Source organism: Pseudomonas sp. BF-R-19 (genome assembly GCF_019956445.1).
GTDB lineage: Bacteria > Pseudomonadota > Gammaproteobacteria > Pseudomonadales > Pseudomonadaceae > Aquipseudomonas > Aquipseudomonas fluorescens_BH.
Window position 1 is genome coordinate 96,485 of sequence record NZ_JAHBDN010000081.1, and the last position, 12,494, is coordinate 108,978.

11 protein-coding genes are annotated in these 12,494 nt (G+C 61.2%); 2 read left to right on the forward strand and 9 right to left on the reverse strand.

Annotated elements, in window-relative coordinates; translation table 11 throughout:
• The first annotated feature begins 11 nt into the window (after window positions 1–11).
• Entirely contained in the window at window positions 12–284 is a 273-nt protein-coding gene (locus KGB28_RS23515; protein WP_046040042.1) for an HPr family phosphocarrier protein, read from the forward strand.
• A gap of 45 nt (window positions 285–329) precedes the next feature.
• On the opposite strand, the gene KGB28_RS23520 is transcribed toward KGB28_RS23515, so the two are convergent.
• The 6 genes from KGB28_RS23520 to pmbA form a co-directional block, all read right to left on the reverse strand.
• On the reverse strand, window positions 330–1,223 hold the full coding sequence (locus tag KGB28_RS23520; protein ID WP_223448093.1) for a ZIP family metal transporter: 894 nt from the start codon (window positions 1,221–1,223) through the stop codon (window positions 330–332).
• Between the two features lie 31 nt (window positions 1,224–1,254).
• Complete coding sequence (locus tag KGB28_RS23525; protein WP_223448094.1) at window positions 1,255–1,866, reverse strand: superoxide dismutase; 612 nt, start codon at window positions 1,864–1,866, stop codon at window positions 1,255–1,257.
• 2 nt (window positions 1,867–1,868) lie between these two features.
• On the reverse strand, window positions 1,869–2,297 hold the full coding sequence (locus KGB28_RS23530; RefSeq protein ID WP_223448095.1) for a hypothetical protein: 429 nt from the start codon (window positions 2,295–2,297) through the stop codon (window positions 1,869–1,871).
• A 27-nt stretch (window positions 2,298–2,324) separates the two neighbouring features.
• Window positions 2,325–3,701, reverse strand: a complete 1,377-nt coding sequence (locus tag KGB28_RS23535; protein WP_223448096.1) for a class II fumarate hydratase — start codon at window positions 3,699–3,701, stop codon at window positions 2,325–2,327.
• Window positions 3,682–4,089 carry a FagA protein gene (locus tag KGB28_RS23540; protein ID WP_223448097.1) on the reverse strand — a complete coding sequence of 136 codons (408 nt, stop codon included), beginning with the start codon at window positions 4,087–4,089 and terminating at the stop codon, window positions 3,682–3,684. Before KGB28_RS23540 ends, KGB28_RS23535 begins: the two co-directional genes overlap by 20 nt.
• Window positions 4,090–4,251: 162 nt before the next feature.
• The gene (pmbA, locus tag KGB28_RS23545; RefSeq protein ID WP_150727438.1) at window positions 4,252–5,598 is read right to left on the reverse strand and encodes a metalloprotease PmbA; all 1,347 of its coding nucleotides are present in this window, start codon (window positions 5,596–5,598) and stop codon (window positions 4,252–4,254) included.
• Between the two features lie 108 nt (window positions 5,599–5,706).
• Between pmbA and yjgA the strand changes: the two genes are divergently transcribed.
• Window positions 5,707–6,231: a ribosome biogenesis factor YjgA gene (yjgA, locus tag KGB28_RS23550; protein WP_057716427.1), complete on the forward strand. Its 525-nt coding sequence runs from the start codon at window positions 5,707–5,709 to the stop codon at window positions 6,229–6,231.
• 48 nt (window positions 6,232–6,279) lie between these two features.
• On the opposite strand, the gene tldD is transcribed toward yjgA, so the two are convergent.
• The 3 genes from tldD to KGB28_RS23565 form a co-directional block, all read right to left on the reverse strand.
• Window positions 6,280–7,722 (reverse strand): metalloprotease TldD, encoded by a 1,443-nt coding sequence (gene tldD / locus KGB28_RS23555; protein WP_150727439.1) that lies wholly within the window; start codon window positions 7,720–7,722, stop codon window positions 6,280–6,282.
• A gap of 12 nt (window positions 7,723–7,734) precedes the next feature.
• Window positions 7,735–8,589 carry a carbon-nitrogen hydrolase family protein gene (locus tag KGB28_RS23560; RefSeq protein WP_150727440.1) on the reverse strand — a complete coding sequence of 285 codons (855 nt, stop codon included), beginning with the start codon at window positions 8,587–8,589 and terminating at the stop codon, window positions 7,735–7,737.
• Between the two features lie 69 nt (window positions 8,590–8,658).
• The gene (locus tag KGB28_RS23565; RefSeq protein WP_223448098.1) at window positions 8,659–12,462 is read right to left on the reverse strand and encodes a YhdP family protein; all 3,804 of its coding nucleotides are present in this window, start codon (window positions 12,460–12,462) and stop codon (window positions 8,659–8,661) included.
• Window positions 12,463–12,494: the final 32 nt, after the last annotated feature.

Here is a 12,494-nt window from a genome sequence, read left to right on the forward strand (position 1 = left end):
TTCACACCGCGATGCCTGCTCTGGAAATCGAAATCATCAACAAGCTGGGCCTGCATGCTCGCGCTTCTGCAAAATTCGTTGGGGTGGCGGGTCAGTTCCCGTGCCAGATCCGGGCCGGTCGTACACCAGAGTCCATGGTCGATGGCAAAAGCATCATGGCGATGATGATGCTGGCCGCCGGCAAAGGCACCACGATTCACTTGAGCACCGAAGGCGAGCAGGAACAGGAAGCGCTGAACGCGCTGGTGGCGTTGATCAACAACTTCTTCGACGAAGGCGAATAACACTCCGACGGGTGAGCTTTTGTGGCGAGGGCTCTTTGCCACAAATCAAGCCAGCGCCGTATCCATCACCATCATCAAACAAAACCCCATCAGCAGCCCAAGGCTGGCAAGCTTGTCATGACCATTGCGGCGCGACTCGGGAATGACTTCGTGGGTCACCACCAGCAACATCGCCCCCGCCGCCAGTGCCAATCCCAAAGGCAACAGCAGCTCGGCCAGGCTCACCAGCCAGGCGCACAACAGCGCGAACACCGGTTCTACCAACCCTGATGCAGCACCGATCAGGAACGCCTTGACCCTGGACATCCCTGCCCCGGCCAAGACCAAAGCGATGACCAACCCCTCCGGCACATCCTGCAAGGCTATGCCCATGGCGAGACTGTCGGCGCCAGGCATTCCGCCACCGACAGAAACGCCGACCGCCATGCCTTCCGGGATGTTGTGGGCGATGATCGCAAACACAAACAACCAGATCCGCGGAGCAATGACCGGTCGCTCCAGCGTGCCGACCAGCATGTCCGGGCTGGCCCCGGAGACCTTCCGATCCACCAGGAACAACCCGAACGCGCCGAGCATAATGCCGAAGCTGATCAACCCACTGGAAGCCCAGGGTGACAATCCAAGCCCTTCGGCGGCAGAGATGCCCGGAACGATCAGCGAAAATGCCGTCGCCGCGAGCATCACGCCAGCGCCAAAGCCAAGCAAAGTGTCGCTGAGCATCTGCGGCATCCGCCGAATCACCAACACCGGCACCGCGCCCAGCGCGGTACCCAAGGCGCAGATCGCACCGCCCTGCAGTGCACGTAGCAACTTCGGCTCAAGATCAAGCCATGCCAGCCCATGGGCAACCAATAGGCTCATACCCGCCAGCAGTAATAACGATCCAAATGCGTAACGGAATATCCGCCCACTTCCGATCGCCAGTGTTTCAGTGCCCATAGCCCTGCCTTGGATTGTTTTTATAAAAGACTTAAACCAGTGCGGCCTGATAGCGCGCAGCGACTTGCGGCCAATTGATCACGTTGTAGAACGCGCTGATGTATTCCGGACGACGGTTCTGATAACGCAGGTAATAGGCGTGCTCCCAGACGTCGAGGCCCAGAATCGGGGTATTGCCGTTCATCAACGGGCTGTCCTGGTTGCCGCTGCTTTCCACCACCAGGGTCTTTTGCGGAGTTACGCTCAGCCAGGCCCAGCCACTGCCGAAACGGGTCAACGCGGCCTTGGTAAAGACTTCCTTGAAGCTGTCGAGACCGCCCAGTTGTTCATCGATGGCCTTGGCCAGCGCGCCTTCGGGCTTGCCACCACCGCCGGGCGCCATGACTTCCCAGAACAACGAATGATTGGCGTGGCCGCCCCCCTGGTTGATCACCGCCACCCGCAGGTTTTCCGGCAGTTGCTGGACGGCAGACACCAGCTTCTCCACGGGCCACTCGGCATACTCGGTGCCTTCAACGGCCGCGTTGAGGTTGTTGATGTACGTCTGGTGATGCCTGGTGTAGTGAATCTCCATGGTCTGCGCATCGATGTGCGGTTCCAGGGCGTCGTAGGCGTACGGCAAGGCAGGCAAGGTAAAAGCCATGTTCAATGGACTCCATGATGATGAGGCGCAGGCGAAGCGACATCGATGTGCAGCAGTCGATGGGTACGCGGGTACTCACCGTGCTCACTGATGAAATTCAGCAGCTCAACGTAGGTCTTGCTGCTCTGGCGCAACGCGGCTTCTCGCAATGCTTGTGGTAGCCGCGGGTCCTGCATGGTCTGCAACAGCCGTTGGTGGATGGCACACAAGTATTCGGCGCTCTCCTCCGGCTGGTTCAGACGCAAGTGCAGATCCGCCAGGTTGTGATGGGAAATCACGCAGGCCGCCACCGCTTCGTCGGCATCCGCCCAGCGCTCGAACAGCACCTGGGCCAGGGCCAATGCCTGCAGGTACGCCTCGCGGGCATCGACCAATTCGCCCAGCATGAAAAAGCGATTGGCTCTTTCGATCGTGCGTTTCCAGTGCTCCATGGTGCGCCTCCAAAGCGGTAACGGGGCTTACACGCCGCCCGCGGTGAGTTTTTCCGGGTTGAGCAATTCTTCCAGCTGGCTGCGCGACAGCTCGGTATGTTCCAGCGCAACGTCAATCACCGGCCGACCTTGCTGATAGGCCTTCTTGGCGATCTCGGCAGCCTTCTGGTAACCGATGATCGGGTTGAGCGCGGTAACCAGAATCGGGTTGCGTGACAGCGCCTCCTTGATCCGGCCTTCGTTGACCTTGAAGCTGGCGATCGCCTTGTCCGCCAGCAGGCGGCTGGAGTTGGCCAGCAACTCAATGCTGCTCAGCAGGTTCTGGGCGATGATCGGCAGCATCACGTTCAATTCAAAGTTGCCCGATTGACCGGCGATGGTGATCACGCTGTCGTTGCCGATGACCTGAGCCGCGACCATCGCGGTGGCCTCGGGAATGACCGGGTTGACCTTGCCCGGCATGATCGAAGAACCCGGCTGCAAGGCTTGCAGCTCGATCTCGCCAAGGCCGGCCAGCGGGCCGGAGTTCATCCAGCGCAGGTCGTTGGCGATTTTCATAAGCGATACGGCGGTGGCTTTTAGCTGCCCGGAGACGACAACGGCGGTGTCCTGGGAACCGATCAGCGCGAACAGGTCCTTGCCTGGCTGGAACTGAACCTGGGTCAATTTGCTTAGCTGCTGGCTGAAACGCGCCGCGAACTCGGGGTGAGCGTTGACACCCGTACCCACCGCTGTGCCGCCCTGGGCCAGGGATTGCAGGCTTGGCAGCAAGTCCTGCAGATGGCGGATGTTGGCCTTGAGCTGCTGCGCCCAACCGTTGAGCACCTGACTCATGCGCACTGGCATGGCGTCCATCAGGTGTGTGCGCCCGGTCTTGACGTGGTGATGAACTTTCCCGGCCTTGTGCTCGATGACCTGCACCAGATGCGTCAGCGCCGGCAGCAACTGCTCATGCAACGCCAGCGCGGCACTGACGTGAATCGTGGTCGGGATGATGTCGTTGCTGCTTTGCCCGCAGTTGACGTGATCGTTGGGGTTCACCGCCTCGCCGAGCAAGCGACTGGCCAGCGTGGCGATCACTTCGTTGGCGTTCATGTTGGAGCTGGTACCGGAACCGGTCTGGAAGATATCCACGGGAAAATGCTGCATGAAATCGCCTTCGAGCAGCCCTTGGGCCGCGTCGACGATGGCTTTGCCCTGGGCTTCGCTGATCTGCTTGAGCTCGACGTTGGCGCGTGCCGCCGCCGCTTTGGCCAGGATCAACGCGCGGATGAACTGCACCGGCATCGGTTTGCCGCTGATCGGGAAGTTATCCACCGCACGCTGGGTCTGTGCGCCGTAGAGGGCGTCTTCCGGGACCTGAAGCTCGCCCATGCTGTCGCGCTCAATACGTGTCTTGGTCATCTGTAAATCCTTGCACCAGTTCATTTAAAGGAATCGACGGCTGCAACTCACAGGTCGCGAGTTGCCAGGTGTAGCTCTGCCAGCGCTTGAGGCGACATTTGCACAACGAAAGACGTTCCAGTTCGCGCAGCGGGCGCCAGGCCTGGTCGAGACAGTAAGTGCGCCAGTGCCACGGCAGCGCGACATCGGCAGCGGTATCGAGCAACAAACGGAAGGAGGTTTCGGCGACGGTCCAGGGTGAGGTTGCCGTGCAACACGCCAGATACCGGCCTTCGGCCAGGTAGTGGTCGATCAGCCGAGGCTCGTCGGGGTTCATCGCACAACGGATCTGGCGACTCATCCAGCGCCAGCTTTCGAGGTACGGCTGCTCGTGCAAGGCAGAACTCATGATCCGGGGCTCATTCGATAATGAGATTTATTATTAAATGATAATGAGAAACAAAACAAGGCTGTAAGGGCAAGTTACCTCCCACAGGGGATCTGAGTTGTAGCCAATAAAAAAGGCGCGCCACCCAATGGGTGGCGCGCCTTTTGGTGAAGCGGTCGAGGCTTAGCTACCCGCCACCGTCATCCGCTCGATCAGCACCGAACCGGTGCGAATGTTGCTGCGCAACTCAAGATCATTACCCACGGCAACGATCTGCTTGAACATGTCGCGCATGTTGCCGGCAATGGTCACTTCCTGCACCGCGAACTGGATTTCGCCGTTCTCGACCCAGTAACCCGCCGCGCCCCGGGAATAATCACCGGTCACCATGTTCAGGCCCTGGCCCATCAACTCGGTCACCAGCAAACCGCGACCCATGCGGCGCAGCAAGGCGGCCTGGTCTTCATCGCCATGGGTGACGAACAGGTTGTGCACGCCGCCCGCATTCGCGGTGCTCGGCATGCCGAGCTTGCGACCGGAGTAGGTGCCGAGGATGTACGACACCAACTCACCTTTTTCGACGAACGGTTTGGCATAGGTTGCCAAACCATCACCATCGAACGCTGCGCTGCCCAATGCCCGCATCAGATGCGGACGCTCGTCGATGGTCAGCCACTCCGGAAACAGCTTCTGACCGAGAGTGCCTTCAAGGAACGACGACTTGCGATACAGGCTGCCGCCGGAAATCGCCGACAGGAAACTGCCGAACAGCCCTCCAGCCAACTCGGCGGAAAACAGCACCGGCACCTCGCAAGTCGGCACCGGACGCGCGCCCAGACGACTCGCCGCCCGTTGCGCAGCGCGCTGGCCGATGCTGACCGGGTCGGCCAGCAGATTGCCCTGGCGGTTCACGTCGTACCAGTAATCACGCTGCATCTGGCCGTCCGCTTCGGCGATCATCACGCAGCTCAGGCTATGGCGAGTCGATGCGTAACCGCCGATAAACCCATGGCTGTTGCCATAAACGCGGCAGCCCTGATGGGTGCTGAGGGTGGTACCGTCGGCGTTCTTGATCCGGCTGTCGGCGGCAAACGCCGCGGCTTCGCAAGCCAGGGCCTGTTCGATGGCTTGTTCCGGAGTAATGTCCCATTGATGGAACAGGTCGAAATCCTGAATATCCCGCGCCATCAGCGCGGCATCCGCCAGGCCCGAGGCTTCGTCTTCAGAGGTGTGCTTGGCGATGGCCAGTGCTGCGGCAACTGTCTCGCGGATCGCTTCCGGACCGCTGGCCGAGGTGCTGGCCGAGCCTTTGCGCTGGCCGACGTACAAGGTGATGCCGAAACCCTGATCACGGTTGAATTCAACGGTTTCGACTTCACGCTGGCGCACCGTGGTCGACAAACCCTGCTCCAGTGACACCGCCACTTCACAGGCACTGGCGCCCTGGCGTTTGGCTTCAGCGATGATCTGCTCGACTTGCTCCTGCAGTGCCGGCAACGCTTGTGGGCCGACGCTTTCAACTGCACTCATGCTGTTCTCCACTCAAATTCTGCTTTCGGTAACGGTCATCGAGCGACCGGGCCGGACAAGCGGCCCCCGACTGGTTATCATGGCGGCGTTTCTTTGCGGACGGCCACCATGGTTGATTCTTACGACGACTCCCTCGATACGGGAGAAAAAAGCAAATCCCAGGTTAAACGCGAGCTGCATGCTCTGGTTGACCTTGGCGAGCGCCTTACAACACTCAAGCCCGACTTGCTGGCAAAACTGCCTTTGACCGACGGAATGCGTCGGGCTCTGGCCGATGCGCCCAAGCACACCGCGAATATCGCGCGTAAACGGCACCTTCAATTCATCGGCAAACTGATGCGCGATCAGGACACTACCGCCATTCTGGTTCTGCTCGATCAACTCGATGCCTCCACTCGCCAATACAACGAACGCTTCCATAACCTGGAGCGCTGGCGCGATCGTCTGATCGCCGGCGACGATGCCGTTCTGGAAAAATTCGTCGTCGACTACCCGGACGCGGACCGCCAGCAATTGCGCTCCCTGATCCGTCAGGCCCAGCATGAGGTTGCGCAAAACAAGCCTCCTGCCTCCAGCCGTAAAATCTTCAAGTACATCCGTGAGCTGGACGAGACTCAACGCGGTCTGCGTTAACTCTCGAATCGGGTGAGCTGCCTCGCAGCTCACCCGCAGCCTCACTTCTTACGAACCCGTGCCACCCACGGTGATCGCATCAATCTTCAGCGTTGGCTGGCCGACACCCACCGGCACCGACTGCCCATCCTTGCCGCACGTGCCCACGCCGCTGTCCAGCGACAGATCATTACCGACCATCGACACCTTGCTCATGGCTTCCGGCCCGTTGCCGATCAGGGTCGCACCCTTGACCGGAGCGGTGATCTTGCCGTCCTCGATCAAGTAGGCCTCGCTGGTGGAGAACACGAACTTGCCACTGGTGATGTCCACCTGACCGCCACCCAGGTTGGCGCAGTAGATGCCGCGCTTCACCGAGGCGATGATTTCCGCCGGGTCGCTTTCGCCGGCAAGCATGTAGGTGTTGGTCATGCGCGGCATCGGCAGGTGCGCGTAGGATTCGCGACGACCGTTACCGGTGCGGGCCACGCCCATCAGGCGCGCGTTGAGCTTGTCCTGCATGTAGCCCTTGAGTACGCCGTTTTCGATCAGCGTGGTGCACTCGGTCGGCGTGCCTTCGTCGTCGACGCTTAACGAGCCACGGCGACCAGCCAGGGTGCCGTCATCGACAATGGTACAAAGCTTCGACGCAACCATCTCGCCCATGCGCCCGCTGTAGGCCGAACTGCCCTTGCGGTTGAAGTCGCCTTCCAGACCATGACCGACCGCTTCGTGCAACAGCACGCCCGACCAGCCGGAACCGAGCACCACCGGCAAAGTACCGGCCGGTGCCGGAATGGCTTCAAGGTTGACCAGCGCCTGGCGCAACGCTTCACGGGCATAGCCCATGGCGCGGTCTTCGGCGAGGAAATAGCGGTAATCGGTCCGACCGCCACCGCCATGACCGCCGCGCTCGCGGCGACCGTTCTGCTCGACGATCACGCTGACGTTGAAACGCACCAGCGGCCGCACATCCGCCGCCAGACCGCCGTCGGTGGAAGCCACCAGAATCCGTTCCCAGACACCGGCCATGCTCACGGTGACTTGCTGGATGCGAGGGTCGAGGGCGCGGGTCGCGGCATCGATTCGCTTGAGCAAATCGACTTTCTCGGCACGGGTCAGCACTTCCAGGGGATTGTCCGGCGCATACAACTGCGCGACATCCTGGCTGGTGAATGCCTGTACGGTGCCGTGCTGCCCGGCCCGGGAAATCGAACGGGCGGCCCGCGCCGCCGCGCCCAGTGCTTCCAGGGTGATGGCATTGCTGTAGGCAAAACCGGTTTTTTCGCCCGATTGCGCGCGCACGCCCACACCTTGGTCAAGGTTGAAGCTGCCTTCCTTGACGATGCCGTCTTCCAGCGCCCAGGACTCGGAGATCTGCCCCTGGAAATACAGGTCGGCCGCATCGATGCCCGGCCCGGCCAGATCGCCGAGCACACCTTGCAGGCTCTCGATCGTGACGCCACCGGGCGCCAGGAGGTGTTCACTGACTGAGGACAACAACTCGCTCATATGCTTTACGCCTTAAATTCGTCGTTCTGATGCAGGTCGCTGGGCGCCCTGCGAGAAAAAGCGCCGGTGACTGGACACCGGCATCCGCGCCCGGATGGACGCCTGTTCGCTGCTGTCGCGTTCGGCCAGCAGCACGGCCTCGCCTTGATCCTGTTGCGCCAGCACACGCCCCCACGGGTCGACGATGGCGGCATGTCCAAAGGTTTCCCGCGGTCCCGGGTGCGTCCCGCCCTGGGCAGCCGCGAGCACGTAACATTGCGTTTCTATGGCTCGCGCACGAATCAGCACATCCCAATGCGCCGCGCCGGTCACCGCCGTGAAGGCCGAGGGGGCGGTAATCAGTTCCGCGCCGGCCGCGCGCAGTTCGCTGTACAGCTCGGGAAAGCGCAGGTCATAGCAGACCGTCAGGCCAACCCGGCCGACGGGCGTGTCTGCCACGACCACCCCGCTGCCATAAGCATAGTCATCGGATTCACGATAACGGCCACGATTGTCCGCCACGTCCACATCGAACAGGTGCAGCTTGTCGTAGCGCGCCACCGTTTCGCCCTGGTCATCGACCAGCAACGAACAGGCATGCACTTTGGCCGTCGGCTGATCCACCGGCGGCAACGGCAATGTGCCGGCCACAATCCATAACTTGAGGTCGCGTGCGGTCTGTTTCAACCAGGGCAGGATCGGGCCTTCGCCCAGTGCTTCGGCGCGCCCGATGTCGGCAATGTCGCGCCGGCCCATGGCGGCGAAGTTTTCCGGCAATACCGCGAGCTTCGCGCCGCCGGTGGCCGCCTGTTCGAGCAGGCGACGGGCCTGGGCCAGATTGGCCAGCACATCGCTCTGGCTGACCATTTGAATCACCGCTACAGACATGGCGCACTCCTGGAATCGTATGCGGCCATGCTACTCCATAGGCTTGCCGAGCGCCTTTTCAAAAGGATCTCAAAAAGCCTTGTCGAAGGTGATTTTCGGTTCTTTCCACGACCCCTGGACGCTGTACTTCACACTGGCGAAACGGGAAACGCGGTCACCGATCAGCTTATCGATCAGGAATAGCGCCCCGCCGACCGCGGGTGCACCGACGATCAGTGCGGCGATCGGCAAGTTATTGGTCACTGGCAAGGTCACCAGCAGTTTCGCATCGATCTGATCGGCCACCATGTTCAGGGTGCCGTCGAGTTCGATGGTGCTCGAAGGCCCGGTCAACCGGATCGGCTCACGGGTGACATACACGCCATTGGTCCCAACCAGCAGCCCCTTGACTCGGTCATAACTCAGACCTTTGCCGAACAGGTCGGAGAAGTCCAGGCGCAGGCGCCGGCCGATGGAGTTGAAGTTGAGCAAACCAAATACCCGCAACGCCTGGGCACTGCCTTCGACTTCGACGAACTGGCCCTGATTGAGCGTCGCATCGAGCGAGCCGGAGAAGCGTTTGGTCGCCACCCAGGCTGGAGAGCCGGGCCAGCGGCCATCGACATCCATATAGAAGTCCTGGCTGGTGACGCTCGGCGCAAAACCCCAGCCCTTGAGCACATCGGCGAGGTTCTTGCCGCTGATACGGCCCTTGTACCAGCTGTTGCTGGCACCCGGCACGCCTTCCCAACCTCCGCTGCCCACCAACAGCATGCCCTTGAGGCCCAGGTCCAGGGAGTTGAACACGATGCCCTTGGGCGTAGGACGAATCTTCAGCGACCAGCCCCCCACGAGATCCTGGCCCTGGAATAGCTGATTGATGATGATGTCCATCGCGGGGATTTTCGTCGGGTCCACCGACGCCAGTGGATCCGGCGAGTTTTCATCGGCCAGCACGGTCGGGTCCGGTGCAGGCAGGCGCACGGCTTGCAGAATGACCGTGATTGGCGTGGCCTTCGAATCGGGAAGGCTGGCACTGCCCTTGATCTGCTGGCTGTCGAGCTGCAGCGCCCAGGCGGAAGGCTTGCGCGCCAACTGGATCGACGCCTGATCGAGCGTGGTACCGATACCACTGAGCTTACCCACCTTGAAATCCGCGCCGCTGAGCAATTGCTTGGCGCTGCCGCCGGGGTCCTGCCCGGCGTATTTATCCACCAGATCCTTCCACGGGCCAACGTCCAGCTCCGACAGCACGCCCCTTATCCGCAGGCCTTTGGTGCCAGGCAACACGGCCTCGCCGCCACCGAGGGACAAGTCCCCGCGACCGTCGGCGAAATTGCTGGCCGGGGCCACAAACGTGAAACTCGCCAGGTCTCCGTAGTTGGCCCAATAGCGCCGCTCGTCGCCCTGCAAGGTCATGCGGAACGTCGTGTCGCGCCCGGCATCGGCGGTCATGCCGAACGGTGCAGGCAAATCGACGGTCGCGCCCTTGAGGTTGGAATTGACCATCAATTGGCTGTCTGCGCCGTCCAGGGCCAGTTGCAGTTGATACGGAATCACACCGCTCACCGGCAGAGGCTGGGTCACCTTCAGCCAGTCGGTCAGTTTCTTGACCTCAACTTGCCCTGATGCGGCCACCCGGGTATTGAGCCTGCCCGGGCTGCCATCGGCAAAAATCTGTGCAGTGACCGGCTTGTCGAACGCCCGTGCGCTGATGTTGTGCCCGCTCAGGCCTTTGGCGCTGTCAAAACGGAAATCACCTTTGAGCTGGTTCAGTTCCAGCACAGGTTCGGCCAGTTTCAAGCGTGCCTTGGCCGTCTTGAAGTCGACGAGGATCTTCGGCTCCTCGCCTTTTGCCAACGGAATATCCAGCTTCAGTTTGCCTTGCAGGTCTCCCTCGCCTTCCCAGCCGGCAAAGGTTGCCCCGGTGCCTATCGGCGCTTCCTGGAGGATTTTCAGGCCATCGCCCAAACCGCCGGCAAATCCGCCATCGAGGAACAAATGAACGTTTTGCCCCGCCGGTACATGGGGAATGTTGACGTAGATATCGCTGACCTGCGTGTCGAGCAACTGGCCCTTGCTGGCCAGAATCCGCACACCACTGTCTTCGACAAACACATCACCGCTGACCTTGCTGACGTGGGGCCAGCCCGGCTGGAAGGCCAGTTCGGCATCGTGAACCTTGAAGTACAGGCTGATGCTGCGATCCACATCCGCGGCACCGTGACTGAGCGACCCTTGATACTGGAAGAACCCTTGGTCCACCGCGCCCTTGAGAATCGCCGTGCGCAGCCATTCATCCAGCGCCGGGCTGAGGACTGCCGGCAGGTACTTGGCGGTGTAGCGACCGTCACCGTCCACCATGCCGACCCGCAGGTCCATGTAGTCTTCCTGGGTGGGATCGAAATGCAGGCGAATCAGGAAGTCGCCGGCGATCTTGCCTTCCTCGCCCAGCACTTTCAGGTACGGCGCGATCAGGGTGAAACTTTCTTTATCGAGCTTCCAGGTCAGCCGTGCATTGGCCTGAATGTACTGCCATGGCTTGGCGAAAATCGGGTCCAGGTGCAGCATGAAATCCTTGCTGTCCATACGCAGTTCGCCGTGCCCCAGGTCACCACTGATGCTGCCGCTGACATTTCGCGCCGCCGGCGCACCGTGATAGGCATCGAAGCCTACCTGGTCGAGGTTGGCGGCAAAGCCGAACTTGCTGTCGTCGGTGGCATTCGGGCGGAAGTCGACCAGCACGTTACGCAGGCCACCCGTGACTTTGAGCCGCTCGACGACCGTTGCAAAACCTTCTGGCAACGGCGCAAGGGCATTGAGCAGCGGCGTGAGCGGGGTCAGGTCGACGCGGTCGGCTTGCAGATGCCACAGTTCTTCGGTCTTGTCAGTGGCGGCGCTTTGCTTGAGCTGCAAATGCGTTTCCCAGCGGGTCTCGCCAAGGTTCATCGCCAGGGAATCGAGAGTCACTGACGCGCCTTCGGCATTGCGCTGGAAGTATCCATTGAGCGCCAGGTTATTGATCTGGATCGGCTTGCGCTCGGCGTAGGCACCCTTGACTTGTGGTGCGTTCAAGCGCACCGCAGCGCTTTGCAAGGTGCCTTTGCCCCAGGTCACCCACAGCTCGCCACCGGCCTTGATCTCGGAAAAATTCCACTGTTGGGTCAGACGTTCAGGCAACCATTTCGACCAGTCGCTTTGCGGCAGGCTCAGGTAGACCTCGGCTTCACCGTCCTGCCATTGGCTGGCACGAATGCGGGTACGCAGACTCATGGCCACCGGCTGCCCGTCAGGCAGGGTCAGCCGTGCGTCGAGCCGCTGCCGCGACATCCCGGTTTTCAGATTAAGGCCGACATAAGTCAGGGTCAGCGGCGACTCGCCAAACGGCTGCAAGGTCACTTGGCTGTCGAGCACCGACAGTTGCTGAAGCATCTGCATCCGATTGAGCAGTTGCTCCGGATCGGTGGGCTGGTCCTGGCGCACCGGCAAACCTTCCAGCGCCCACTGACCGTCCTCACCTTGCTTGAGGTTGATCTTCAGGCCGCTGAGTTCCAGATGAGCGATGCGTACCTGTCGCGCCAGAAGACTGCCCCAAAGGTCCGGCACCGCACGCACCTGATCCAGATGCAAGGCGTTGGCACCCTCGCCGACGGTCACATCGCGGGCCATCAATATCGGCGCGAAACCACTCCAGTTGCCTTCCAGCTCGCCGATCTGCAACGGCATGCCCAAGGCATCGCTGGCTTTGGTTTCGATGTCGGCACGGTACTCGGCGACTAACGGCGTGAGCTCCCGGCCCAGGCTGACGTAGAGCGCCATCAACACCAAAACCAACGCGCACAGGCCCAGACCCCAGCGGGTCAGTGCGGCCAAAATGCGTGTAAGACGGTCCATGTCAGGTGGCCCCCATGGCAAAAGTTTTGCAA